This is a genomic window from Aeromonas sp. 96A (genome assembly GCF_051919165.1).
Taxonomy (GTDB): Bacteria; Pseudomonadota; Gammaproteobacteria; order Enterobacterales; family Aeromonadaceae; genus Aeromonas; species Aeromonas veronii.
Genome location: NZ_JBQBFE010000001.1, coordinates 1,205,659 through 1,230,428, shown reverse-complemented (window position 1 = coordinate 1,230,428; position 24,770 = coordinate 1,205,659). Strand labels below are relative to the sequence as shown.

At 61.5% G+C, this 24,770-nt stretch carries 19 protein-coding genes and 1 pseudogene; 15 read left to right on the top strand and 5 right to left on the bottom strand.

The window, feature by feature from the left end; translation table 11 throughout:
• Positions 1-87 precede the first annotated feature (87 nt).
• Positions 88-1,989, top strand: a complete 1,902-nt coding sequence (locus tag ACTG2W_RS05575) for a transglycosylase SLT domain-containing protein (protein WP_106843179.1) — start codon at positions 88-90, stop codon at positions 1,987-1,989.
• Positions 1,990-2,166: 177 nt separating this feature from the next.
• Positions 2,167-3,165: a LacI family DNA-binding transcriptional regulator gene (locus ACTG2W_RS05570; RefSeq protein ID WP_005350588.1), complete on the top strand. Its 999-nt coding sequence runs from the start codon at positions 2,167-2,169 to the stop codon at positions 3,163-3,165.
• Between the two features lie 77 nt (positions 3,166-3,242).
• Here ACTG2W_RS05570 and ACTG2W_RS05565 read toward each other — a convergent pair whose 3' ends face one another.
• The gene (locus ACTG2W_RS05565; RefSeq protein ID WP_106843178.1) at positions 3,243-4,307 is read right to left on the bottom strand and encodes a 3-deoxy-7-phosphoheptulonate synthase; all 1,065 of its coding nucleotides are present in this window, start codon (positions 4,305-4,307) and stop codon (positions 3,243-3,245) included.
• Positions 4,308-4,433: 126 nt separating this feature from the next.
• On the bottom strand, positions 4,434-6,386 hold the full coding sequence (locus tag ACTG2W_RS05560; protein ID WP_106843177.1) for a TonB-dependent receptor domain-containing protein: 1,953 nt from the start codon (positions 6,384-6,386) through the stop codon (positions 4,434-4,436).
• 269 nt (positions 6,387-6,655) lie between these two features.
• Between ACTG2W_RS05560 and ACTG2W_RS05555 the strand changes: the two genes are divergently transcribed.
• The 11 genes from ACTG2W_RS05555 to ACTG2W_RS05505 all read left to right on the top strand — a co-directional run bounded on the left by ACTG2W_RS05555 (position 6,656) and on the right by ACTG2W_RS05505 (position 20,358).
• On the top strand, positions 6,656-7,804 hold the full coding sequence (locus tag ACTG2W_RS05555) for an isochorismate synthase (RefSeq protein WP_106843176.1): 1,149 nt from the start codon (positions 6,656-6,658) through the stop codon (positions 7,802-7,804).
• On the top strand, positions 7,801-9,447 hold the full coding sequence (locus tag ACTG2W_RS05550; RefSeq protein ID WP_106843175.1) for a (2,3-dihydroxybenzoyl)adenylate synthase: 1,647 nt from the start codon (positions 7,801-7,803) through the stop codon (positions 9,445-9,447). Before ACTG2W_RS05555 ends, ACTG2W_RS05550 begins: the two co-directional genes overlap by 4 nt.
• Complete coding sequence (locus ACTG2W_RS05545) at positions 9,444-10,391, top strand: isochorismatase family protein (protein ID WP_106843174.1); 948 nt, start codon at positions 9,444-9,446, stop codon at positions 10,389-10,391. The genes ACTG2W_RS05550 and ACTG2W_RS05545 overlap by 4 nt, the downstream gene beginning before the upstream one ends.
• Complete coding sequence (dhbA, locus tag ACTG2W_RS05540; protein WP_106843173.1) at positions 10,388-11,149, top strand: 2,3-dihydro-2,3-dihydroxybenzoate dehydrogenase; 762 nt, start codon at positions 10,388-10,390, stop codon at positions 11,147-11,149. The genes ACTG2W_RS05545 and dhbA overlap by 4 nt, the downstream gene beginning before the upstream one ends.
• Positions 11,150-11,274: 125 nt before the next feature.
• Positions 11,275-15,249: a non-ribosomal peptide synthetase gene (locus ACTG2W_RS05535; RefSeq protein WP_106843172.1), complete on the top strand. Its 3,975-nt coding sequence runs from the start codon at positions 11,275-11,277 to the stop codon at positions 15,247-15,249.
• Positions 15,246-16,112, top strand: coding sequence for a hypothetical protein (locus ACTG2W_RS05530; protein WP_106843171.1), 867 nt, complete (start codon positions 15,246-15,248; stop codon positions 16,110-16,112). Before ACTG2W_RS05535 ends, ACTG2W_RS05530 begins: the two co-directional genes overlap by 4 nt.
• Positions 16,113-16,379: 267 nt before the next feature.
• A complete protein-coding gene (gene pdhA / locus ACTG2W_RS05525; RefSeq protein WP_106843170.1) occupies positions 16,380-17,468 on the top strand; it encodes a pyruvate dehydrogenase (acetyl-transferring) E1 component subunit alpha in 1,089 nt (362 codons plus the stop codon).
• Complete coding sequence (locus ACTG2W_RS05520; protein ID WP_106843169.1) at positions 17,461-18,441, top strand: alpha-ketoacid dehydrogenase subunit beta; 981 nt, start codon at positions 17,461-17,463, stop codon at positions 18,439-18,441. Before pdhA ends, ACTG2W_RS05520 begins: the two co-directional genes overlap by 8 nt.
• Before the next feature lie 2 nt (positions 18,442-18,443).
• Complete coding sequence (locus ACTG2W_RS05515; protein ID WP_100646300.1) at positions 18,444-19,544, top strand: dihydrolipoamide acetyltransferase family protein; 1,101 nt, start codon at positions 18,444-18,446, stop codon at positions 19,542-19,544.
• Positions 19,545-19,752: 208 nt separating this feature from the next.
• On the top strand, positions 19,753-19,962 hold the full coding sequence (locus ACTG2W_RS05510) for a cold-shock protein (RefSeq protein ID WP_005302803.1): 210 nt from the start codon (positions 19,753-19,755) through the stop codon (positions 19,960-19,962).
• 90 nt (positions 19,963-20,052) lie between these two features.
• A complete protein-coding gene (locus ACTG2W_RS05505; protein WP_021231075.1) occupies positions 20,053-20,358 on the top strand; it encodes a hypothetical protein in 306 nt (101 codons plus the stop codon).
• Here ACTG2W_RS05505 and ACTG2W_RS05500 read toward each other — a convergent pair.
• A complete protein-coding gene (locus ACTG2W_RS05500; protein ID WP_005334209.1) occupies positions 20,345-20,593 on the bottom strand; it encodes a TIGR02647 family protein in 249 nt (82 codons plus the stop codon). The genes ACTG2W_RS05505 and ACTG2W_RS05500 overlap by 14 nt on opposite strands.
• A 245-nt stretch (positions 20,594-20,838) precedes the next feature.
• Here ACTG2W_RS05500 and ACTG2W_RS05495 point away from each other — a divergent pair, with 245 nt between their 5' ends.
• Both ACTG2W_RS05495 and ACTG2W_RS05490 read left to right on the top strand, forming a co-directional pair.
• Positions 20,839-21,387 (top strand): hypothetical protein, encoded by a 549-nt coding sequence (locus ACTG2W_RS05495; protein ID WP_106843168.1) that lies wholly within the window; start codon positions 20,839-20,841, stop codon positions 21,385-21,387.
• A 159-nt stretch (positions 21,388-21,546) separates the two neighbouring features.
• On the top strand, positions 21,547-21,939 hold the full coding sequence (locus ACTG2W_RS05490) for a DUF2750 domain-containing protein (RefSeq protein ID WP_005334204.1): 393 nt from the start codon (positions 21,547-21,549) through the stop codon (positions 21,937-21,939).
• 94 nt (positions 21,940-22,033) lie between these two features.
• Here the strand turns inward: ACTG2W_RS05490 and ACTG2W_RS05485 are convergent.
• Positions 22,034-23,884 (bottom strand): annotated as a pseudogene (locus tag ACTG2W_RS05485) (extracellular solute-binding protein).
• 127 nt (positions 23,885-24,011) lie between these two features.
• The gene (locus ACTG2W_RS05480; protein WP_005334200.1) at positions 24,012-24,758 is read right to left on the bottom strand and encodes a DeoR/GlpR family DNA-binding transcription regulator; all 747 of its coding nucleotides are present in this window, start codon (positions 24,756-24,758) and stop codon (positions 24,012-24,014) included.
• Positions 24,759-24,770 lie beyond the last annotated feature (12 nt).

Below are 24,770 nucleotides of genomic sequence, written 5' to 3'. Positions count from 1 at the left end.
GCTGTAGCGCTGCCCGGCAACGGGTAGAATGAGAGGCAGTAGACCCACCGCCAGCGGGCGGTGTATTGCCCTCAATGGAGATGCTCAGTGAAAGCTGTATGGGGAATTGTTTTGTCGGCGCTGTTCGTGCCGACCCTGATGGCGCAGACTGCCGACCAGACGCTCTACCGTCAGGCGTATGACGCCGTACGGGCCAATGATCAGGCCCGTTTCCAGCAAATTCGTGCCCGGTTGACCCATTACCCCCTGCTCCCTTACCTCGATTACTATCAGCTCGCCTTTCGTCCGGGGGCGGCGGATTACAACGATGTGACCCGCTTTATCCGCCAGCATGGAGATACCCCCCAGTCCAACCGGCTGGAGCGCAGCTATCTGACCTATCTGGCCCAGAGCCAGCAGTGGTCGCAGTTCCTGCGCTTCTATCCGGCCAAGCCGAGCTCCACCGATCTGCTCTGCATGCACTATCAGGCGCTCTATTACACCGGCAAGCCGAAAGAGGCGTTGCAGGGGGCGGGCAAGATCTGGATGAGCGGTCAATCGCGTCCCGATGCCTGCTCCCCGCTGTTCCAGCTGTGGCAGGCATCCGGTCAGCGAACCCAGGAGAAGATCTGGCAGCGGATGACGCTGGCGTTCGAGGCGGAAAACCCCAACCTGATCCGCCACCTTGGCGCAACCCTGGGTAGCGGCTTGCAAAGCTATGGCGATCAGATGGTGACCCTGTTCGAGCAGCCTGCCAAGGCGATGAACCCGGCCTATTTCAGCAGCAATCCTTATTCTCGCAAGCTGCTCTCCCTCGGTTTGACCCGCTATGCCAATCAGGAGCCGGAGTCGGTGCTGCGCCAGCTTGCGCTGTTTCGCAGCCGTTTCGGCCTGACCCAGGCCGAGGTGAAACCGGTAGAACGTGCCATTGCCCGCCGCCTGCTGCTGGATCGCTCCATTGCCCAGCGTAGCTGGGTCGACAGCACGGTGAAAAAGCTGGCGGATCCCGACATTACCGAGCTGCGGGCGCGACTGGCCATCTGGGAGCAGGATTGGCGTGGCCTCTCCGGCTGGGTGAAGATGATGCCGATGGCCCGTCAGAAAGAGGATCGCTGGCGCTACTGGATGGCGCGCTCCCTTGAAGTGCAGGGGCAGCAAAAACCGGCGCGGGATCTCTATCTGGAGACCGCCAACCTGCGCGGTTTCTACGGTTTCATGGCCGCCCAGCGCACCGGCGTGCCTTATCGCATCAAGAACCAGAGCGTCAAGCATGTACCGGACTGGCGCACGGCCAGCCAGCGCTGGCCCTTCCTGTTGCGGGTACGCGAGCTGCTGGCGATGAACGAGATTGCGGCGGCCCGCTCGGAGTGGATCCACAACATGGATCGCAATCCGGTGGCCCAGCGCATCGAGTTTGGTCATATCGCCCTCAATCAGGGGTGGCACGAGCTGGCCATTCTCGCCAGCATTCGCGCCGAAGCGTGGGATGCTCTCGACCTGCGCTTCCCGCTGCCGCTCAAACGCACCTTCTCCCAGATGGCGCAAGAGCGCACCATGAACACCAGTTTGCTCTATGCCATTTCCCGTCAGGAGAGTGCCCTCTATCCGCTGGCCCAGTCGCCGGTGGGGGCGCGCGGCCTGATGCAGCTGATGCCTGCTACTGCCAAAGAGACCGCCGGCAAGCTGGGGGTGCCCTATCGCAACGAGCAGCAACTGTTTGATCCGACGATGAATATTCGTCTGGGGAGCGCCTATCTCAAGCGCTTGCTGGATGTCTATGACGGCAACCGGATCCTGGCGGCGGCCGCCTACAACGCCGGGCCGGGACGGGTAAAACGCTGGCGAGAGCAGAGTGAAAACAAGCCGATGGACGTGTGGGTCGAGAGCATCCCCTACAAGGAGACTCGCAACTACGTGCAAAACGTGTTGTCGTTCGATCTCATTTATCAGCACAAGCTGCAGCAGCCGCTGCGCTTCATGTCAGAGCGGGAGCTCAATCACGCCTATTGAGTCGGGGGCCGCCAGCCGGCCCCTGTTTTCAAATTTCCCTGCTGCCGGGTATCATCGGGTAAGGTTTTGTTACCAAAGGAAACATGCCTGGTGACCTGGCTCCGGGAATTGCATCAGGCCGCAGGGTATACTCGGGCGTCGGCATCGACAGGTTCCCCCACAATAAAGGAATGGATAGTGGCAACGATTAAAGACGTTTCTCAGCTGGCAAATGTGTCTATCTCCACCGTGTCGCGGGTTATCAACAACACGGCACAGGTAGCACCGGAAAAGCGTGAGGCCGTACTGGCGGCCATGAAGGAACTGAATTTTCGACCCAACAGTTTTGCCCAGGCACTGGTCAGCAAGCGTTCCAACTGCATTGGCGTGCTGGTTGGCGACCTCTGCGGCGGCCCCTTCTTTGCCCAGATGATGCGTGGCATCGAAACCATGGTCGATCAGGCCAACAAGTTCACCATCGTTATGTCTGGCAACCACGATATCGCGCGCGAGCGTCACGCCATTCAGGCGCTGCTGCAGCGCCAGTGCGATGCGCTGATCCTCCACAGCAAGGCGCTTCCGGACGAGGAGCTGAGCGAGCTGGCGGCTGGCTCTACCCCCATCGTGTTCATCAACCGTCAGGTGCCGGGCGCTGAAGATCGCTGCGTCTGGCTCGATAACCAGGCGGGGATCACCACCGCGTGCCAGCACTTGCTGGATGCCGGTCATCGCAACATCGCCTTTATCACCTCCGATGATGAAGAGTTTGTCGATGGTCAGCAGCGGATGGCCGGTTACACCCAAACTCTGGCCAGAGCCGGGATCGCCTTTGATCCTGCTCTCGTCAGCCGCGCCTATGCCGACGAAAATGGCGGCTATGTGGCGATGAGTGAACTGCTGGCCCGTGGTGTCGAGTTCACGGCCGTGCTCGGTTTCAACGACGGTATGGTGGCCGGCGCCATCTCTTGCCTGCTGGAGCGGGGTTACAAGATCCCGCAGCAGGTGTCGGTGGTGGGGTTCGACGATATCCCCTACGCCCGCTACATCTATCCCAAGCTCACCACGGTGCGCTACCCCATCGAGGAGATGGGCAGCCGCGCAGCCGAGCTGGCGCTGCGTCTGCTCGATCACAAGCCGGTGGACGGCTTGGCGCTCAAGTTTGAAGCCCAGCTGGTGGAGCGTGAGTCAGTCGCCTGACGTGCGTCAAACAGTGAACAACAAGGTGGCCCCATCGGGGCCACACTCTTTTCTGCGTTATCTCTCTAATCCGCCATTTATCCCGCCAGGGCGACCCGCTGCTGACGGCGCGCCTCAACCCCTTCTGCCACCATATCGAGCAGTTGTCTTGTCTGTTCCCAGCCGATACAGCTATCGGTGATCGACTGGCCGTAGCGCAGCGGTTTGCTGCCGATATCCTGACGCCCTTCGCAGATAAAACTTTCCACCATGATGGCGGCGATGGCATGGCTACCAGCACCCAGCTGGTCGGCAATGTCACGGGCAACCAGCAGCTGGCGGGCATGCTGCTTCTGGCTGTTGCCGTGGCTGCAATCAACCATCAGGCGAGGGGAGAGATGGTGCTGGCGCAGCAGCTCGCCAGCCTCTGCCACATGACAGCTCTGATAGTTGGGCTGGCGGCCACCGCGCAGGATCAGGTGGCAGTCGGGGTTGCCATGGCTGCGCACCAGTGCCAGCTGGCCATCACCGGAAGGCTGGGTATAGAGGTGGGCCGCCCGGCTGGCGAGGATCGCCCCGACAGCGATCCGGATATTGCCATCGGTGCCGTTTTTAAAACCGATGGGACAGGGGAGAGCTGAGGCCAGCTGGCGGTGGAGCTGGGATTCGGTGGTGCGGGCACCGATGGCGCCCCAGCTGATGAGATCCCCCAGATAGAGCATGCTGGTGAGATCGAGAAATTCGGTGGCACAGGCGAGCCCTTCCTGTCCAAGCGCCAACAGTAACTCCCGGGCCTGGGTTAGTCCCTTTTCCAGTTGATCGCTGTCATCAAGGTCGGGATCGAAGATAAATCCTTTCCAGCCGAGCGTCGTGCGCGGCTTTTCGAAATAGGTGCGCATTACCAGTTGCAGCTGCTCCCCGTATTGGCCCTGCAGTTCAGCGAGCCGGCCACCATAGTCGCGGGCGGCTGCCGGATCGTGAATGGAGCAGGGGCCGATCACCAGCAGCAGGCGATCATCCTCTCCCTGCAGAATATGGCGGGCTTGCAGGCGGCTGCGAGCGATCTGGCGAGTAAGCCGTGCCGGACAGGGTCTGGCCTTTAACATCTCGTCAGGGGTGGGCAGGGTGGCAAGGGGTGAAGCATTCAGAAGTGAGGTGAACATGAGCGATCCTGATGACAAATGGAAATCTGCATGCTCTTTGCTGTCCAGTGGGGATCTTCCCCTTATTCTCTTGGTTAACAGAGCGCGGGCATGGGCCCGCGCTCTGTTATATCGACCTTGGCTACCTTAGAAGCGGGCTGAGCCGCTGACGTAGTAGCTGCGACCCGGTTCGACGTTCTGGAAGACAGTATCTTTCTCTTGCAGGCGCACGTCGGTCAGGTTGTTGATCCCCAGTCGCAGGTCAAAGTTCTCGGTGACCTTGAAGCCGGTGCCGAGATCGAAGGTCTGATAGCTGGGCAGCTTGTGCAGTACGACAACCTTGTTGACGGTCTGCTCGGCAAACTGGGTGCCGGTGTAGGTGGTGCCGACAAAGGCATTTACCCGCTCGGTGGCCTGCCAAGTGATCTTGGCGTTGGCCTTGTGCTCCGGCCGCTCGGGCAGAGCCTGACCCTGATCGCCTTCCGCCTTGAGGTAGGTGTAGTTGGCACCAAGGTTGATATTGTCGGTCAGATCGAGCTTGCCGGTCAGCTCCAGCCCCTTGGTGGTGGCTTTCTCCAGGTTGTACCAGGTGCGGTCAGTGGAGTTCGGCAACTGCTTGAAGGTGAGCATGTCGTCGATGTCGGAGTAGAAGAGGGTGGCGCTGGTTTCCCAGATCCCTTCTCCTGCGATGACACCCAGCTCGTAGTTGGTGCTGGTTTCCGGCTTGACCTTGTCGCTGCCATAGATGCGGCAGCTGCCGCCGCAGCTCTCGATGCTGTAGCCGTTGGAGTACTGGTGCGGCGCCGGTGCCTTGAAGGCCTGGCTGACACCGCCTTTCACTGTCACCACATCGTTCATCTCATAGACCAGATAGCCGCGCGGGGTGAAGTGGCTGCCGTAGATCTCGTGGTGATCGTAACGGCCGCCCAGCGTGAAGGTCAGGCTGTCGGTCAGGCCGATCTCGTCCTGAGCGAACAGCGCCTCCTGGGAGTGACTCTCTTTGCCGCCGATATCCTTGTAGCTCACCGCATCCACCAGCTCCCGATCCAGATATTCACCACCCAGGGTCAGGTAGTGGTTGGCCAGCGCCAGGTTGGTATAGCCCTTGAGGGTCAAGGTGTTCTCTTCCAGCTCCCGCTGCTGCGGGGCAGAGTAGCTGGTGTTGAAGTCGTCGATCTGGGAGGTCTCGTAGTTGGCCATGACAGTGGTGTCACCCCAGCTCCAGTTCCCCTTGTGGGTCAGACCAAACAGGTTGCGATCGTTTTGCTGCTGGCGGCGGTGCACCTTGTTGCCGGTTTTGCGGAAGATATCGAGAGGCCGCTCATCCTGGTTGTAGAGGTAATCCAGCTCGAAGCGCTGCTGCTCATCCACCAGCCAGCTGAGGGTGGAGGCGAAGTTGCGGGTCTGTTTGGCTTCGATAAGGGGGATGCCGTCAGCAGCTTCGGTGGGGGTCCAGGCTTGACGGTCATACACCTCGCCGTTCATCCGGATCAGCAGGTTGTCGGTCAGCGGGCCGGTAAAGCCCAGGTTGGTTCTGTGCTGATCGCCGCCATCCTTGCCTTCGATAGCTTTGAAGTCGGCATCGGCCGCCCCTTGCCAGGTTTTGCCCGGCTGCTTGGTGATGATGTTGATGACACCACCGATGGCATCGGAGCCATAAAGTGCCGACATGGGGCCACGGATCACCTCGACCCTCTGGATCATGCCAAGGGGAACCGGAGTGTTGTCGAAGTTGCCGCCGCGCCACAGGGCATTGGAGGAGGAGAGGCGTTTGCCATCCACCAGTACCAGCGTGTATTTGCCGGACATGCCGCGAATACCGATATCGCTGCGGCCATTGGTGTCAGCTTCAGCCTGAATGCCCACTTCATGGCGCAGCAGGTCGGCAAGGTCATTGACGGGCGCTGCGGCGATCTGTTCGGCCGTGATGACAGAGATGGAGGCCGGTGCCGAGCGGGTATTGTGCGCCGTGGTGGTGACGGTAATCACCTCATCGGCTTGAGGGGCGTTGCTGGCGGCGATCGCTTGCTGGGTCAGCAGAGTGACGATGGTAGTAGCCAGCAGGCTGGGAGCAATAAAACGGGAGGTTGAGGATTTCATTATTTACATCTTCCATAATATACAAATGATAAGCGTTATCATTATCAAATTGAATTTGCTCCGATCGCAACTCTTTTTTATCGGCGAAGCTCAGTTTCGTTCGTCACCCTCTTTTGACTAAAAAGAAGTTAATGAAATTGATTCTCATTTGTATTGATCGTTTTTTCGCTCCTTGTTAGGATGCCGTTCACCCTGATATCTGGTGAGTCAAATGACTCACTTCTTTAAGTCGTATCAGGCAGTGATTCATTCCAAGGAGTAGCACCGTCATGTGTGACCATGCACTGGAAGGAGAGTGGCCCGCCACAGCGGTCGGGCTGGATAAAGTGTGCTGTTTTGCAAGCGGTGACAGGGTATTGGTCGCTTCCGGTATCCACGACAGTTTTACCGGCATCCCGCCGGAGAAGCTGCTCGCCCATCTGCGTCAGTTGCGCCAGCAGGGGATGGTCAATCCCATCGCCATCGGCGCCATTCCGTTTGATACCCAATCCCCCTGGCATCTGGTGATCTCGGCGCAATCGCAGTGGGTCGCAAGGGATGCGATGTTGCCCGCCAGCTGTTGCCAGCTCCATGGCGAGGTGAGCGAAGTGACCGGCTCCGCCCACTATCAGGGGGCTGTGCGGGCAGCGTTGCAGCAGTTCAGCGAGGGGCAGCTCGAGAAAGTGGTGTTGTCGCGCGCCATCGATGTGCAGAGCGCAGAGCAGACCTCCCCCGCACACGCCTATGGCTCTCTGTTGGCCCAGAATCCGGGCGCCTATGTGTTCCAGATCCCGCTGCCGGAGGGGGAGACCCTGCTTGGCGCCAGCCCCGAGCTGCTGGTATCACGCAGCGAGATGGCGGTGGTGAGCAATCCGCTGGCGGGCTCCCGTCCGCGCCACGCTTTTTCCGATCAACAGGCGGCCAGTGCCGAACTGCTGGGGGCCCAGAAGGATCGCTATGAACATGCGCTGGTGGCCGATGCAGTCGCCGCCGCCCTCGCTCCCTTCTGTCGCGAGCTGGATGTCCCTCTGGAGCCGCAGGTGATCGCCACTCCTACCATGTGGCACCTCTCGACCCGCATCGCCGGACGGCTCCATGAGCCCTCTCCCGTGCTGGCACTGGCGCTGGCGCTGCACCCGACACCAGCGGTATGCGGCACACCGCTCTCGGCAGCACGTCAGGCCATCGCTCAGCTCGAGGGGTACGATCGCCGCTTCTACTGTGGCGCCGTCGGTTGGATGGATGCCGATGGTAATGGCGAATGGGTGGTCACCATCCGCTGTGGTGTGCTGGCCGGCAGGCAACTGCGGCTCTATGCCGGCGCCGGGGTGGTGGTGGGCTCTTCGCCGGAAGCGGAGTGGCAGGAGACCGCTGCCAAGCTCGGCACCATGCTGCGTGCCTTCGGCCTCGAAAGCCGGGAACCGGAGGTAACTGCATGAAGCCGCTGGTGCCCTTTACCCCCTGGCCCGCCGAGCTGGCAGCCCACTACCGGGCGCAAGGGTGGTGGCGCGGACAACCGCTCACCGCCCTGCTCGATGACTTTGCCGAACGTTATCCCGAGCGCACGGCCCTGATCTGCGGCGAGCGAGCCCTCAGTTATGGCCAGTTAAAACGTGAGGTTGATGCGCTGGCGGCGCGGCTGGCCGCGCGCGGGCTGGGTCACGGCGATACAGCGCTGGTGCAGTTGCCCAACTGCGCCGAGTTCTATATCTGCTGGTTTGCCCTGATCCGCTGCGGAGTAGTTGCGGTGCATGCCCTCTACAGCCATCAGCGGCGCGAGCTGGTGGCCTTTGCCCGCCAGATTGAGCCCGCCTTGCTGGTACTCAGCCCCTCCCATCCCGGCTTTGCCGGTAAAGCGGGGAACTTGGCGGCCCTTGATGAGCTGGTATCGCCTTCTTGCCAGACACTGCTGTTCGAGCAGGTAGAAGGCTCCGATCTTCAGTCGGGATTTGCATGGTGTCAGCCTGACCCGATAGCCCGTGCTGATGGTTCGTCGCTGGCGGCCATCGAGCCAACTCCTACCCCGGCCGATCAAGTCGCTTTTTTCCAGCTCTCCGGCGGCAGCACCGGCACCCCCAAACTGATCCCCCGTACCCACGATGACTATGGCTACAGCGTGCGCCAGAGCGTAGCGGTGTGCGGCTGGGATGAGCGGGTGATCTATCTCTGCGCTCTGCCAGCGCCCCACAACTTTCCCCTGAGCTCCCCCGGGGCACTCGGGGTGTTTTATGCCGGTGGCTGCGTGGTGCTGGCAAAGGATCCTTCCGCAGCAACCTGTCTGCCGCTGGTGCAGCACCATCAGGTCAACTGGGCGGCACTGGTGCCACCGGCTCTGGCGCTCTGGCTGGAGGCGGCCAGCCACTATCCGCAGACCTCTCTGGAGTGTGTGCAGGTGGGGGGCGCGCGCCTCAGCCCGGCTCATGCCGATGCGGTAGCGAGCCGCCTTGGTTGCCGCTTGCAGCAGGTGTTTGGCATGGCCGAGGGGCTGGTCAACTACACCCGCATCGAGGATGACCAGTGGCACATCGTCAATACCCAGGGCCGCCCGATGAGCCCGGGCGACGAGGTGGAGGTGCGAGACAGCGACGGGCGCCCCTTGCCCGATGGCGAGTGCGGCGAACTCTGGACGCGCGGCCCTTATACCTTTCGTGGCTACTTCAAGGCTGATGCCCACAATCAGCGGGCTTTTGACCGGGACGGTTTCTACTGCACCGGCGATCTGGTCTGCCGCTTGCCCAGTGGTCATCTGATGGTGGTGGGGCGCAACAAGGATCAGATCAACCGGGGTGGGGAAAAGATCGACGCCCTCGAGATTGAAGAGCTGTTGCTGACCCACCCGGAGGTGCGGCAGGCGGCGCTGGTCGCCATGCCGGATCCCATGCTCGGGGAGCGCAGCTGCGCCTTTTTGATGTGCCGCGAGCCCCTCAATCTGCCCCGCTTGCGCCGTTTCCTGCGCGAGCAGGGGGTGGCCGATTACAAACTGCCGGATCGCCTGGTGCTGGTGGAGCAACTACCCCACACCCCGGTCGGCAAGATAGACAAACAGAGGCTGCGCGAGCAGCTCGCCAAGGAGTGTGCATGACCATTCAATCCCTCGCCGCCTACCCGCTGCCCACCGCCGAGGAGCTGCCCACCGGGCGGGTGAACTGGCCCTTCGAACCGGGCCGCGCCGCCTTGCTGGTCCACGATATGCAGCACTATTTCGTCGACTTCTACGGGCCGGACAATCCGCTGATCAATCAGGTCATCGACCATATCGCCACCCTGATCCGTCAGGCGCGAGCTCTTGGCATGCCGGTGGTCTATACCGCCCAGCCCGCCGAGCAGAGTCAGGCCGATCGGGCGCTGCTCAACGACATGTGGGGGCCCGGATTGACCCGAGCGCCGGAGCGTCAGCCGATTGTTTCGGCGCTGGCCCCCGAGCCGCAGGATACGGTGCTGACCAAGTGGCGCTACAGTGCTTTTTGCCGCTCTCCGCTGGTAGAGCTGATGGCCGAATGGGGGCGGGATCAGCTGGTGATCTGCGGCATCTACGGCCATATCGGGGTGATGCAGACGGCGGTCGATGCCTTTATGCACGATATCCGCCCCTTCCTGGTGGCAGATGCCATCGCCGACTTCTCCCGCGAGGATCATCTGCTGGCGCTCTCCTACGTCAGCCGCAATGCCGGTCGCGTGATTACCGTGGCCGAGGTGATGGCGGCCAGCAAACGTCCCCTGACTCGAGAGTCACTGCGTGCTCAGGTGTTGGCGCGGCTGCCCGCCGAGATGCAGCAGGAGCAGCCCACCGAGGATGACAACTTGCTCGACTACGGTCTCGACTCGCTGGCTGTGATGGGGCTGGTGGAAGAGTGGCGTCAGCAGGGGCTGGTGGTGGATCTGGCCGAGCTGGCCCGCACGCCGACCCTGGCTCACTGGTGGGATCTCCTCTCCCGTCAGCACAATGTCAGTCAACCCAATGTCAGTCAGGCCACGGCTTATCAGGTCAACGAAGTGCACGTCAGCGAACCGGAGTGCACCCCATGAGCGAGTGGCAAGGCAGAACCGTCTGGGTGACCGGCGCGGCGCAGGGAATTGGCCATGCGGTGGCGCGCACCTTTGCCGAGGCGGGGGCCAGCGTGGTGGCGCTCGATCAGCAACTGGCCGAGGCGCTGCCCGGCAACGTGAAGGGAGTGGTGATCGATGTCAGCGACAGCGAGGCCGTGACCCGCTGCTGCGAACAGCTGCTGGATGAGGGGCTGGGGCCCGATGTGCTGGTCAATGTCGCCGGCGTACTGGCGACCGGCAGGCTCGATGAGGTGGATGACGCCCTCTTGCAGCGCACCTTCGCCATCAACACCTTCGCCCCTTTCTACCTGATGCGGGCCCTGACCCCCTGGTTTCAGGGACGGCGCAGGGGCGCCATCGTCAATGTCTCCTCCAATGCCGGTCGGGTGCCGCGAGTGGGGATGGGCATCTATGGCGCCTCCAAGGCGGCGCTGACCAGTCTCACCCAAACGGCAGGGCTGGAACTCGCCCCCTATGGGGTGCGCTGCAATCTGGTGTCACCGGGCTCGACCCGTACCCCGATGCTGTACGGCATGTGGCAGGAGGGGGAACAGCGCGAAGGGGAGCTGCGCACCATCGCGGGCCTGCCCGGGCAGTTCAAGCTGGGGATCCCCCTTGGCAAATTGGGAACACCCGACGAGGTGGCTGCCTGCGTGCTGTTTCTCGCCTCCGATGCCGCCAGCCATATCACCCTGCAGGATCTGGTGGTCGATGGCGGTGCCACATTGGGGGTCTAGCCCGCGCGCTGCCGATCTGTCAGGCGTGACACTCTCTTAATGGAGGAGGCCTTGCCTCCTCGCTTTTCAGCCATGCGGGCAGGGGTAAGTCGCTGCCCGCTCGATGTTTGCGCAAGGACATTCCCATGGAACAGACAATGGCGATGCGCGCCACCCACCAACGTGGTGAGCACCCGCGCTGGCCGCTTACCACTGCTCAGGCGGGCATCTGGTTTGCCCAGCAAAAATACCCGCAGAGCCCCGCCTGCAATACCGGCGAGTACTGGCTGCTGGAGGGGGTGCTGGCTCCCCATCACTTCACCCGCGCGGTGCGCCAGACCATCGACGAGATCCCCGGTCTGCACTGCGCTTTTGTGGCTACTGCCGATGGCCCGCAGATGGTGGCCAACCCCGCGTGCTGGCAGCTGAGCGAACGGGATCTGCGCAGCGAAGCCGATCCGCTTGCGGCCGCGCAGGCCGAGATGCGTGCTCAGCTGGCCGTCCCCTTCAATCTGGCCGGGGGGCCGCTGTTTGCCACCACCCTCTATCGCCTTGGCGAGGGGCAGTGGGCCTGGTTTATCGCCGTGCACCATATCGCCATCGACGGCTTTGGCCTGAGTTTGCTCTGCCAGCGGGTGGCGAGCTGGTATGAGGCGCTCTGCGCCGGCGAGCAGCCAGCCCCCTGCCGTTATGCGACCCAGCAGGAGTTGTTGGCCGAAGAGGCGGCCTATCAGGATTCACCGCGCGCCGCGCGGGATCGCGATTTCTTCGTGCAGCAGCTGGCCGGGGTGGATAGCCCTGCGTCGCTCTCCCGTCGTCCGGCGCAAGGGCCGGGCCCCACTTATCGTCTTGAACAGCGTCTGGCTGGCCGCCAGTGGCAGGTACTGGTGGCACGGGCGAGTCGCTCGGCCTGTCACCCCTACAGCTTGCTGCTGGCGGCAGTGGCCAGCTATGTGCAGCGAATGAGCGGCGCTGGCGAGGTGGTGCTGGGTATTCCGCTGATGGGGCGGCTGGGCTCAGTGGCGACCGATACCCCCTGCATGAAGGTCAATGTAGTGCCCCTGCACATCGAGCTGAGCGGCACCAGCCGGGTAGGGGCGTTGCTGGCACAGGTCGAGCGGCAATTTGCCGCCCTGCGCCGCCATCAGGGCTGCCGTCAGGAGTGGTTGCAACAGCGTCAGCCGGGCCAGTCGCTATTTGGCCCTCAGGTCAATTTGATGCCCTTTGCCCGCACCCTCAGCGTTGGTGAAGGGCACAACCAGGTTCGTGGCGAGGTGCAGGTGCTGGCGGCGGGGCCGGTGGAGGAGTGCGCCTTCTACTTTGCCGAGGAGGCAGGCGCTATGACCCTGACCCTTGAAGCACATCAGGGGCGCTTCAGCCAACAGGAGAGTGAACGTCATCTGGCCCGGCTGGTAGCTTATCTGGCGGCCTGGAGTGAGGCGGGTGACGAGGCCCTGGCAGTGCGTTTGCCGCTGCTGCTGCACTGCGAGCAGGCTGAGCTGGCGCGCTGGAACCAAACCGACCATCCGTTGCCGACCACCACCCTGAGTGCACTGCTGGCCGGGGGGCTGGCGGCCGCGGATCAGAGTGCCATCGCGCTGGAGTGTGGCGCCGAACGCTGGAGTGTTGCCGAGCTGCGCCAGCGTACCCGCCAGCTGGCCAGCTATCTGGCGGGAAGGGGCGTGGGCCCCGGTTGTCGGGTGGCGGTGGTGATCCCGCGCTCTCCCGAGCTTATTCTCGCCCAGCAGGCCATCATGGCGGTGGGGGCCGTCTATGTGCCCGTTGACCCGGACTATCCGGCGGAGCGGATTGGCTACATTCTCGCCAGCAGCGATCCTGCGCTGGTGTTGACCAGCCATACGCTTCAGATGCCGCTCGACGTGGCCGCGCCACTTGTCTGCCTCGATGCCCCCGGTGTGGCAGAGCAGCTGGCGGCGGTAGCACCTTGTGATCTGCCAGCCCCCAAACCGGAAGATGCGGCCTACATCATCTACACCTCCGGTTCGACCGGTCGGCCCAAAGGGGTAGTGGTGAGCCATGGCGCCATTGTCAACCGGCTGCTCTGGATGCAGCACATGTATCCCATCGGCCCGGCGGATCGGGTGCTGCAAAAGACCCCGGCCGGTTTCGATGTCTCCATCTGGGAGTTCTTCTGGCCCTTTATGACCGGGGCGCGGCTGGTGCTCGCTAAACCGGGTGGCCACAAGGATCCCGCCTACCTTGCTGAGCTGATTGAGCAGGCCGGGATCACCACCTTGCACTTTGTCCCCTCCATGCTGCAGATCTTCGTCGCACAAGCCGAGCCTGCCCGTTGCCGCGCCCTGCGGCAAGTCTTCTGCTCCGGCGAGGCGCTGCCCGCGGATCTGGTGCAGCGTTGGTATGGGACATTCTCAGCCCCGCTGCACAACCTCTATGGCCCGACCGAGGCGGCGGTGGATGTCACCTGGTATCCCTGCCGGGCAGACGAGGCGGTGACCAGCGTGCCCATCGGCTATCCGGTCTGGAATACCAGTATCCACATTCTTGACCCCTGGTTGCAGCCGGTGCCCTCCGGTGTGGCAGGCGAGCTCTGGATCGGCGGCGTGCAGGTGGCGGAGGGCTACTTTGGCCAGCCCGAGCTCACCGCCGAGCGCTTTATTGCCAACCCCTTCGGAGCGGGACGGCTCTATCGCAGCGGCGATCTGGCCGCCTGGCGCGAGGATGGCGCCATCGAGTATCTGGGGCGCCTCGATTTTCAGGTGAAGATCCGTGGCCAGCGCATCGAACTGGAGGAGATCGAGCAGGTGCTGCTGCGCCATCCCCGAGTGGCGCAGGCGGTAGTGTTGGCCCCCGAATTTGCCCCCGGCGATCGCCGTCTGGTGGCCTACGTGGTGGCCGCAGATAGCAGAGAGCTGACGCTGGCCGAGCTGGCACCCGCCCTTGGCGCTGCCTTGCCCGACTACATGGTACCGGGGCTCCTGGTAAACCTGGCTGAGCTGCCGCTCACTCCCAATGGCAAGCTGGATCGCAAGGGGCTGCCGCTGCCCGATATGTCATCGGCAGTGGGTCAGTCGCTGCCGAAAACCCTGCTGGAGGAGCGGCTCTGCCGCCTCTTCGCCGAGGTGCTGGGGCTGGCGCGAGTCGGCGCCGACGATAACTTCTTTGCGCTCGGTGGCCACTCCCTGCTGGCGGCGCAGCTGGTGGTGCGCATTGAAGAGTCGACCGGACAGGCGCTCACTTTGGCCTGCCTGTTCGAAGCCCCCAGCCCCGCCCAGCTGGCGCGTCGTCTTGGCGGTGAGCGGGAGGCCATGCCTATGCTGTTGCCCCTGCGGGCGCATGGTGCGCAGTCGGGCGCATCGTGCCCCACCCTCTTTTGCGTCCACCCCGCGGGGGGGCTCGGCTGGTGTTATGCGCCGCTGGTGCCCCATCTGCCGGCCGACATGGCCGTCTATGCCCTGCAGGCGCGGGCGCTCTGTCAGCCCGATGCCCCGCTGCCCGCCAGTTTCGACGAGCTGGCGCTCGATTATGTGACCGAGCTGCGTCGTCAACAGAGCGAGGGGCCCTACTGGCTGCTCGGCTGGTCGCTCGGGGGGATGCTGGTGCACCGGATGGCCGCCATGCTGCAGGAGCAGGGACAAGAGGTGGCCATGGTGCTGCTGCTCGATGCCTACCCCTGTCAGCAGTGGCAGACCCAGCCGTTGCCCGACGAGCAGCGGATGCTCGATGCGCTGCTGCGGATGGGGGGGATTGCGGTTGCGGACGAGGCGCTCGACTCCCTCACTCGAGACGAGGTGGTGGCCCGACTGGGGGCGGAGGGGAGTGCGCTGGCCATGCTCGACGAGCAGGTTGTGAGCGCCATGATTGAGCTGGTGGGCCACAACAACCGGCTGATCCGTCAGCCGGTCGACTACTGCTACCACGGGGAGGTGATCTTTATCGAGGCGTCAGCCTCCCGCCAGCCCTGGCTGGATGGACGTGGCTGGGAGCCGCTGACAAAAGGCGAAATCCGCTATGAGCGCTTCCCCTGTCTGCATCAGGAGATGGTGCATCCCGACTGGCTGGCAAAGATCGGCGCCCTTATTTGTGAGCGGGTCTATGGGGTCGGGCAACAACCATACATCCGACAGGAGGGGGACGCATGACCCCTGTTGCTGCCATCCGGGAAGCCTTGCTGGCGGGCAAGTTGGTGGGGCTGGGGGAGCCGCATTGGCACCCGGATTATATCCGGCGCCAGCACGCCTGGCTGTGTGATCCGGCGCTCTGGGGAGTTATGACTGATCTGGTGCTGGAGTGCGGCAATCGCCATCATCAGGGCTTGTTCGATGCCTGGCTGGCGGGGGAGGAGAGCTGGCAGGGGGCGCCGCTGACGCTGGCACGACTCTATCCGGTCTGGCTCGACTCCTGCGCCTTTCCCGCCTGGATGGCCCCCGAGTTTCCGGCTCTCTTTTCCGCTCTGCGCCAGAGCAATATGGCGCGCCCTGAACATATGCGGCTGCGGGTGCATCTCTGCGAGCCCTTATTCGAGTGGCAGGAGATGAGCTCGGAGCGCTGGCAGCAACACAACAGGGGGCGGGATCAGGCGCTGGCCGACTATCTTCTAACACTTCCCCCGCGCGGCGTGGTGGTGCTGGCAGGGGCGCGCCATCTGCTCAAAGCTGCAGGGGATCCCCACTTTGCGCAGCCGACGCTGGGCCAGTTGCTGGAGGCCGCACGGCCGGGCTGGCTGCAGGTGCTTCACCCCTGGCCAATGGTTGATGAGAAGGGAGATGAGGAGGAGCGGGTGTGCGAGCTGGCCGGGATCGCGACTGCCGACCTCTATCCCCACTGGCCGACGCATCCGCCGCTGGAGACCCTCATCGATCGGTTGGTGCGCGTGGCTGACCGGGGACGGGAGATGCGAATTTGCCCCACCTTGCTGGCTGAGCCCTGGCGCAGCCGCTTGTTGAGTCGCGCTCACTTGCTGCCAGCGGGCATGGCCCGCCAGCTGCAACAGTGGTTGGCGTAACTGCTGGTTGGCGTAACCGCTGACTTGAGTAACAGAAGGGGGAGCAGGCTCCCCTTTTCAATATTTGGCATCCTGCATTCAGCGCTGCAAAGTTGCACCATTTACGGCATACCTTGCCACTCATCGCCGAAAATTCAGCTCCTTCGCTACTTTAAAGAAGTTTCTACTGGTCTTACCTGAGTAAATCCCTTTGCTTTTTATTTAACAAGGTATTTACATCTAGGTGTCACCAGCATCGGTGACGCTCACAACGGCAAGGAGCCAGTTATGACCCATGTCGACATCCCTTTCCTTCGTTACCTCGATGCGGAAGGGTGCCCGGTCGCCACCTTACCGACCTGGCTGGACAAGGCGATACTGCACACCTTCTATCGCAATATGGTGATGGTGCGCAGCTATGACAAAAAAGCGATTGCGCTGCAACGAACCGGCAAACTCGGTACTTTTCCCTCCCATCTCGGCGCAGAAGCCGTGGGGATTGGCATTGGTCTGGCCATGCAGCCGCAGGATGTCTACGTCCCCTACTATCGGGACATGCCCACCCTCTATGTGCGTGGCGTGCCGATGGAGAAGAACTTGCAATATTGGGGTGGGGACGAGCGGGGCAGTTATTTTCTCAAACCCGATGGGACTCCCTCTGAAGATCTCCCCATCTGCGTCCCCATCGCCACCCAGATCACTCACGCCTGCGGCATTGCGTCTGCCTTCAAACTGCGTAATCAACCGCGCGTCGCCGTAGTCACCATCGGCGACGGCGGCACCTCCAAGGGGGATTTTCTGGAGGGGCTTAACTGCGCCGGTGTCTGGCACCTGCCGATGGTCATCATCGTCAACAACAACCAGTGGGCCATCTCGGTGCCGCGCAAGCTGCAATCGAGCGCCCCTACGCTGGCCCAGAAGGGTATTGGCGCCGGGGTACGCAGCCTGCAGGTGGATGGCAACGATGTGGTCGCGGTCTACGATGCCGCCCGCAGTGCCGTCGAACGGGCCCGCAGCGGCAAGGGGCCGACCCTGATCGAGGCGGTCAGTTATCGCCTCGGCGATCACACCACGGCCGACGATGCCACTCGCTATCGCGATGGGGCCGAGGTCGAGGCAGCCTGGGCGAAAGAGCCGGTCAAGCGGCTGCGCCAGTTTATGAATAGCAAAGGCTGGTGGGATGAAGAGCAGGAGCAGAGCCTGCTGGCGGAAGCCACCCGGGAGGTAGAGCAGGCGGTCGCCCGCTATGAGGCGATGGCGCCCCAGCCGCCGGAGGCGATGCTCGATTATCACTACGCCAGCCTGCCCGCCGAACTCGTGCCCCAGCGCGAGCGAGTGATTGCCAAGGGGATGAAGCAGGAGGTTGGCCATGAGTGAGATCAGTTTGCTGGAAGCGGTCAACATGGCCCTTCACTACGAGATGGAGCACGACCCGGATGTGGTGGTGCTCGGCGAGGATGTCGGGGTCAACGGCGGGGTGTTTCGCGCCACTGTGGGCCTGCGCGACAAGTTCGGTTTCAAGCGGGTGATCGACACGCCGCTGGCCGAGGGATTGATCGCCGGGGTGGCGGTCGGCATGGCGACCCAGGGGCTCAAGCCGGTGGCGGAGTTCCAGTTTCAGGGCTTCATCTTCCCCGGGATGGAGCAGATCATCTGTCAGGCGGCACGGATGCGAAACCGCACCCGTGGCCGCCTCTCCTGTCCCCTCGTCTATCGCTCCCCCTATGGCGCGGGCATTCATTCGCCTGAACACCACAGCGAGAGTGTCGAGGCGCTGTTTGCCCATATTCCGGGGCTACGGGTTGTGATCCCTTCCAGCCCGAGACGCGCCTATGGCCTGCTGCTCTCGGCCATCCGCGATCCGGATCCCGTGATGTTTTTCGAACCGGATCGCATCTACCGCTCGATGAAATCCGAGGTGGTGGATGACGGTGTCGGCCTGCCGCTGGATGTCTGCTTCACCCTGCGCCCGGGCCGGGATATCACGATAGTGGCCTGGGGGGCCTGCATTCAGGAGGTGATGCGGGCGGCGAACCTGCTGGCCGAGCAGGATATCCAGTGCGAGGTGCTGGATCTGGCCACCATCAAGCCGCTGGATATGGAGACCATCCTCACCTCGGTACGCAAGACCGGCCGGTTACTGGTGGTGCATGAGGCGTGTGGCAGCTTCGGGGTCGGAGCCGAAATCGTGGCGCGGGTGACCGAGCAGGCACTTCCCAGCCTCAAGGCGCCGCCCAAGCGGCTGACCGGCGTGGATGCCGCCGTCCCCTACTATCGCAACGAGGCGTATTACCTCATCACCGAGCAGGATATCGCCGATGCCGCTCACCAGCTGATGGAGAACCAGTGACTATGAAATTTTTCAAATTACCGGATCTGGGTGAAGGGTTGGCCGAAGCCGAGATCGTCGAGTGGAAGGTGAGTGCCGGTGATACCGTTGCGGTCGATCAGGTGCTCTTGTCGGTGGAAACGGCCAAGGCGCTGGTGGACGTACCCTCTCCGGTGGCCGGGGTGATTGCCCGTCTCTGCGGCGCCGAGGGAGATATCCTCCATATTGGTGCGCCGCTGGTGGAGTTCGAGGGGGGTGAGGATGATGGTACCGTGGTGGGCAAGGTGAGCGCCCATCAGCAGCATATCGAGGATCACTTCGTGGTGGGGGCCATTGCCCCGGGGGGATCGCTGGTGCAAGCCATGCCTGCCGTGCGCCTGCTGGCGCAGAAGCTGGGTCTGGAAATCGACCGGATCAAGGGAAGTGGCAGCGGCGGCATGGTGACCGAGCTGGATGTGCAGCAGGCATTCGAGGCCCAGCAAAGCAGTGGCAACGAATTCCTCAAAGGGTCACGGCGTGCCATGGCCAAGGCGATGGAGCTCTCTCATCAGACTGTGGTGCCGGTCAGCATCACCGATGAGGTGGATTTGCGTCACTGGCGCCCTGATGAGGATGTGACGGTGCGCCTTATCAAGGCCATTGGCGTGGCGTGCCGCGCCGAGCCCTCGATGAACGCCTGGTTTGATGGCGACACCCTGTCACGGCGGCTGTTCAAAGAGGTCAATGTGGCCATCGCGGTGGATTCAAAGCATGGTCTCTATGTGCCGGTGATGGAGAACGTGGCCGAGCGGGAGGGGGCAGATATCCGGCAGGGGCTGGATCGGATGATCGCTGATGTTAAGGCGCGCGCCGTGCCGCGCGAGATGTTGCAGGGGGCGACCATTACGCTCACCAACTTCGGCGCCATCGCAGGCCGCTATGCCAGCCCCATTGTCACGCCGCCGCAGGTAGCCATCATAGGGGCAGGCAAACTGTTCGAAAAAGTGGTGTTCATCCATGGTGAAGCGCGTCCCGTCAGGGCATTGCCGCTGTCGATGACATTTGACCACAGAGCCTGTACTGGCGGGGAGGCGGCTCGTTTTCTCAGAGCGCTGGTCGAAGCGTTGGAAGCGGCCACCTTATAACGGTTTGTGCCCTGTCATTGGCAGGGCACAAATTTGTTTGCGTAATCTACAAAGCCACGTATAATCCAAACCAGCTTGAAAGGGCGATAGTTATGTCAATGAATACGATGTTTCACATCTTGTCCTGTTGTTCATAAGTTAATCCCGTTTTTTGAGCTTTACCCGCTGAAAAGCATAAGTAATTATTTTGAATACAGGTTTAAAAGATATGTCTAACATGATCACCGGTACCGTTAAGTTTTTCAACGAAACCAAAGGTTTTGGCTTCATCCAGCAAGAAAACGGCCCGGACGTTTTCGTTCACTTCAGCGCCATTCAAGGTAACGGTTTCCGTACCCTGGCTGAAGGTCAGCGCGTACAGTTCTCTGTGACCCAAGGTCAGAAAGGCCCGCAGGCTGAGAACGTAACCGCTCTGTAATTCTTACAGAATTTAAGAAAGCCGTGGTACCTCTGGTGCCACGGCTTTTTGTTTATCTGGCTTCTGCTACTGACTCCCATGTGCTGAATCATGCTGCTATCGCTCCTGCTTGCTGCCACCTTGACTCCGACGTCCGATGCGCCGGTACCGGTTCAATCCGCGATGGAAGCGCAGGTGATCTGCCAGCAGTTTGTCCAGGTCCGAATAGGTGCTGCGCTGCAACCCGATGAGGTAAATGCGCGACTGGTACCTGAAAGGGAGGGGGAGTGGCTGGTGGATGGCAAAGTAAAAGGACCCGAAGGTCCTTTGCTGTTTGCCTGTCATCTTCACCAAGGGGAGCGCTGGGAGCTACTCAACTTTTCGCTCTGGGCACCACAGCCGGTCAAAGCGGTTTGAGTGCGACCAACAGATGTTGCAGGTGTTCAACCATGGTCATGCCAAACGGGGTGAGATAGCCGCCATCTTCTGCGCTGATGAGCCCCTGTTGGTGCAGACGGGCTGCCGCTTGGCACAACTCTTCAGACATATCGCTGCGTAATTTAATCCCTAGGCTCATGTTGGCCGGATCAAAGCATGCCAGTATTTTCAAATCGTTCACGAATTCGTTAGAAACCTGGTCGATCCCAATCATGGATTTACTCCTTACGCTAAAGATGTATGCAAACTAACATCCCCGGATCCACTTTAGTGGGCGCTGGCTCAAATTATTGATCTTTGGCTGGATGCTGCGTTTCAAATGCTGTTTTTTTCGGCGTAATCAGATGGTTGGCTGACAGCTTCGCCAAGGGCCGAGCCGGACCAAACGTGGTAGGATAGGGCACTTCTTTATATCGGACGGTCTATTGGTGGCTGTTCGCCCTGTTCAAGGTATCGCTCATGGTCAAGATCACTCTGGTATCCCTGCTGCATTCACTTTGTGCCCGCTTTCCTGTCTACCCCGCTGCTTCGTTGACGTCCCTGCTGGATGCCCATCAGGGCGAGGTGTGGTTACCTGCACGCAAGGGGGCCGACATTGCACTGTTACGCAAGCATGCCAATGGGGCTCATGAGCTGGCGTCACTCGATGCGGGCTGGTGCGATTTTGCCGCCAGCGACAGCGGTGATACACCCGAGCTGGATGCACTGGCCAACTACGACAGCGAGATGATGGATAACCTGCTGATGTACTGGCACTGCGCCGCCAAGATCAACAGCCCGATCACCGATAACCTGTTCGAGTTGCGCCGCGAAGTGGTGGATGAAGCCCACGGGGTGAAACTTGCTGCCGCCTGGGAGCAACAGCAACAGCAGCGTTTTGAACAATTGATGACGATGGCGGCCAATGGCCGGGATCTGCTCTGCTTTGTCGAGGTGGAGTCCGCCTACTGGCTGCGGCAAAAGCTGAGCGAGCAGCCTGATGTGGAGCTGATCACCCCTGCGCTGTAAAAGGGGCAATATGATGGCTGGCGGTCTCGCTATCGAGGAGGCTGCTCTATCCTTATTTGCGTCATTGTCCTCCCCATCCGGTGCCAAGGGGCTGCAAGCTGGACAAGCTGACGACAAGATGTGAACATGGCGCCCTTTATCGAGAGAGAGACTTGGCCAATGAGCTATGAACTGAGCGACACCGAGCGCAATGCCGCGCTGCAACTGAACGCTGATTACCGTTACGATCACTTCATCAGCAAGCTGGTCGAGCATGAAGAGCTGTTCGTCCTGACTGACGAGCATGGCGTCATGATGCTGACCACCGACGATGAAGATTGCATCCCGGTATGGCCGCACCCGGAGTACGCCAAGGCGTGGGCCGAAGGTGAGTGGGCCGATTGCAAGCCGCAGTCCATCACCCTCAAGGTGTGGCTGGAGCGCTGGGTTGACGGTATGGAGCAGGACGAGCTGTGTGTTGCCGTGTTCCCGACCCCGGATCAGGAAGGCATCGTACTGGAGCCGGCTGACGTGGCTGACGCCATTGCCGAGAAGCAGGCCAAACGCGGCTGATCACCGAGCTATTCGCAACACCGGTTGCCAACAAAGACCCCGCTATCTGGCGGGGTCTTTTGTTTTAAGGACTTTTGCCGATGGGCTGATGGAATCAGGGCTGGCGATAAGTGGTGTCGATGATAGGCTCGGCCGGGAAAGTCTTGCCACTCTTGATGGCTGCCCTAGTCTCGGATTTTAGCTCTTCATCAATCCATAGCAGACCGCCATAGCTGTAACCGCTGTTGTCGCCCCCAAGAGGCCAGTAAAGCTGCTCGCTCTTGGGTGTTGCAGGTACTTTTGGCAGTTTTATCCAGCGCCAGGCGCCTTCCCGGGTGTAGGGCACCTGATAGGCGGGGACGAAGCTTGCCAGCTCATAGAGCCGCTGCTGGATCTGCCGTGACAGGGCCGCCTTTTTGGCAAAGTCGAACTCCTTGTCATACTGCTCCACCAGAGCCGTGATGGCATCGTCATCGATGTTCATGATGTTGTTGGTCTGGGGCTTGTTGGCGTTGACCTTGTGGAAGAACTCCCAATAGGCGGGATAGCGGCTGCCCGCCCAGGCCATCCAGGCGCTCTGGTGCTTTTTCTCCAGCATCGATTTGAAACCGGCCGATGCATCCATCAGGTTGAGCTCCAGATTAAGCCCCGCCTTCTTGGCCTCTTCCCGCAACAGCGTGAGCCGCTGGGCGTGCTCCGCCGTGGTGTAGGTGATAGCGAGGGTCAGTGACTGCCCCTTGTCGTTTTGCAAAATTCCCTGCGGCCCCACTTTGTTGAAACCGGCTTTGGCAAAGTATTCCCGTGCCAGTTTGGGAGCGAACGGACGGGCCTTGATCTCGCTGTTGGTAAACTCACCCTGACCTGAGCCATAACTGTTGAGTCGCTGGTAATCCCCCCGCAGCAGGGTGGTGAGCATCTTGTCGAGGTTGAGGGCATGCTGGATCCCGAGCCGCACATCGAGATTATTCAGCAGCGGATCGGCGGTGTTGAGATAGAGCCCCATTGGCGATTGCGGGGTCTGGTTGTAGAACCAGGTACGCGCGATATAACCCTTCTCGAACTCTGCAGTTTTGGTCTTGTCGTGCCACCAGTTGGGCATCACCAGCGGGAAGGTGTCGAGATCGCCGCGCAGGAAGTGCTGCCAGGCGATGTTCAGATCCCTGAGCACCTTGATCTCGATCCGCGCAGGATTGAAGCGATGCTGGAAGTAGCGCTCGTCATCCCCCCACCAGTTTTCAATCCGCTTGAAGGTGACCGATTTACCCTTTTTCACCTGATCGATCTGATAGGGGCCGGTGACTGGCAACACCTTCCAGTTGTACTCCTTGACCCAGTTGGCGGTGAGCTTGATGGCGTGGCTCGGCTCCGGGCTGATGGGCAGTGACTCGAGCAGATCCTGGCGGCTCTTTTCGGTGCCGCTGGTGATGGCCAGGGTGTGATCATCAAACTTGGTGATATCGGCTATCTGGGTGCTGTAGTAGTTGTTCTACCAGGGGTCGTTGATCTCTTTGCTGCGCATCATCTTGAGGGTAAAGAGCCAGTCATCGGCGGTGACCGGCTGGCCGTCTGACCAGCGCGCCTTGGGATTGATGCGAAAATAGAGGGTCTTGTTGTCGGCGCCGAAGGCCCACTCATTTGCCAGCATCGGCATGGGGTTGCCGGTAACGGGATGAGTGCTCAGCAGTGGCAGGTTGGTTTCCCGCACGTAACCGGCAAAGCCGCCGTTGGAGTCGGGGCCATATTTGCGCAGGGTCAGAGGGAAGCTGGTCATAAAGGTGCGAAAGGTGCCGCCGCGTTTGGCGGCCGGATCGGCATAGAGATGATCCTGGTTGTTTCTCTCCCACTTCAAGTCGGCGGGCAGCGTGGCACTCCAGCCAAACGGGCTCCAGCACAGGGCCAGGGTGATGGCGGTGGCGCGAATGATAGGGGAGAGTCGGCGCTCCCCGGCGGTGATGGTCGATGGCATGTCCTTGCTCTCCTGAAGTCTGCTTCCTGCAGCTCACACACTGGTGATGTCAGTCCCGATGGGGACTGGCTCATCATGGAAATTTTATCCTGTCAGGTCAATGAAATAGCGTGAATTAGCGGGCGGCCTAGGCCGCAACGCAGTGCAGGCTGATCCCCTTGGCCGCGATGGCGGCCCGCATGGGGGCGGGCAGGGCATCGTCGGTAACCAGCACGTTGATCTGGCCCGGCGCGCCAAGCTGGCTCGGGTGGATGGCGCCAAATTTGCTGCTGTCGGTGATCACCACATTGGTCATCCCCTTGGCCAGCACGCTGTTGACCACGTCGGCCCGCATCATATCGCGGCCGGTGAAACCCATCTCGGGATGAAAACCGTCGACCCCGATAAAGGCCTTGGAGAAGTGCACCTGCTCGATGCAGAGGCGCGTGAGCGGCCCCACCACGCTCTCGCTCTGATGCTGGAACAGCCCGCCGAGAAGCACCACCTGAGCTGGGGTGTCTTTGAGCAGATGGGCGATATAGCTGCTGATGGTGATGATGGTGACCCGTTTGTGCAAGGCTAGATGGCGCGCCAGCATGGCGTTGGCGCTGCCCCCCTCGATAAAGACCGTCTCGCCATCTTCCACCAGCTGGGCGGCTCGCTCGGCGAGGCGCTCCTTGAGCAGGTAATTGATGTTCATCCGTGCATCCGGGTCATCGGTCTCCAGCGCCATGGCCGAGCCGTGTACCCGTCTGAGCAGTCCCTGCTTCTCCAGCGCGGTGAGGTCGTTGCGCACCGTCACTTCAGACACGCCTGTGTGTCGGGAGAGTTCACTCACGCTCATCTTGCGAGCCTGATGGACCAGAGTGAGGATCAGTTGGTGGCGTGGATTCATGGTGCGCTCACA

Coding starts and splice junctions, on each gene's coding strand:
- ACTG2W_RS05565 (WP_106843178.1), bottom strand. CDS start 4,307: ATGTTCACCTCACTTCTGAATGCTTCACCCCTTGCCACCCTGCCCACC.
- ACTG2W_RS05560 (WP_106843177.1), bottom strand. CDS start 6,386: ATGAAATCCTCAACCTCCCGTTTTATTGCTCCCAGCCTGCTGGCTACT.
- ACTG2W_RS05555 (WP_106843176.1), top strand. CDS start 6,656: ATGTGTGACCATGCACTGGAAGGAGAGTGGCCCGCCACAGCGGTCGGG.
- ACTG2W_RS05550 (WP_106843175.1), top strand. CDS start 7,801: ATGAAGCCGCTGGTGCCCTTTACCCCCTGGCCCGCCGAGCTGGCAGCC.
- ACTG2W_RS05545 (WP_106843174.1), top strand. CDS start 9,444: ATGACCATTCAATCCCTCGCCGCCTACCCGCTGCCCACCGCCGAGGAG.
- dhbA (WP_106843173.1), top strand. CDS start 10,388: ATGAGCGAGTGGCAAGGCAGAACCGTCTGGGTGACCGGCGCGGCGCAG.
- ACTG2W_RS05535 (WP_106843172.1), top strand. CDS start 11,275: ATGGAACAGACAATGGCGATGCGCGCCACCCACCAACGTGGTGAGCAC.
- ACTG2W_RS05530 (WP_106843171.1), top strand. CDS start 15,246: ATGACCCCTGTTGCTGCCATCCGGGAAGCCTTGCTGGCGGGCAAGTTG.
- pdhA (WP_106843170.1), top strand. CDS start 16,380: ATGACCCATGTCGACATCCCTTTCCTTCGTTACCTCGATGCGGAAGGG.
- ACTG2W_RS05520 (WP_106843169.1), top strand. CDS start 17,461: ATGAGTGAGATCAGTTTGCTGGAAGCGGTCAACATGGCCCTTCACTAC.
- ACTG2W_RS05515 (WP_100646300.1), top strand. CDS start 18,444: ATGAAATTTTTCAAATTACCGGATCTGGGTGAAGGGTTGGCCGAAGCC.
- ACTG2W_RS05510 (WP_005302803.1), top strand. CDS start 19,753: ATGTCTAACATGATCACCGGTACCGTTAAGTTTTTCAACGAAACCAAA.
- ACTG2W_RS05505 (WP_021231075.1), top strand. CDS start 20,053: ATGCTGCTATCGCTCCTGCTTGCTGCCACCTTGACTCCGACGTCCGAT.
- ACTG2W_RS05500 (WP_005334209.1), bottom strand. CDS start 20,593: ATGATTGGGATCGACCAGGTTTCTAACGAATTCGTGAACGATTTGAAA.
- ACTG2W_RS05495 (WP_106843168.1), top strand. CDS start 20,839: ATGGTCAAGATCACTCTGGTATCCCTGCTGCATTCACTTTGTGCCCGC.
- ACTG2W_RS05490 (WP_005334204.1), top strand. CDS start 21,547: ATGAGCTATGAACTGAGCGACACCGAGCGCAATGCCGCGCTGCAACTG.
- ACTG2W_RS05480 (WP_005334200.1), bottom strand. CDS start 24,758: ATGAATCCACGCCACCAACTGATCCTCACTCTGGTCCATCAGGCTCGC.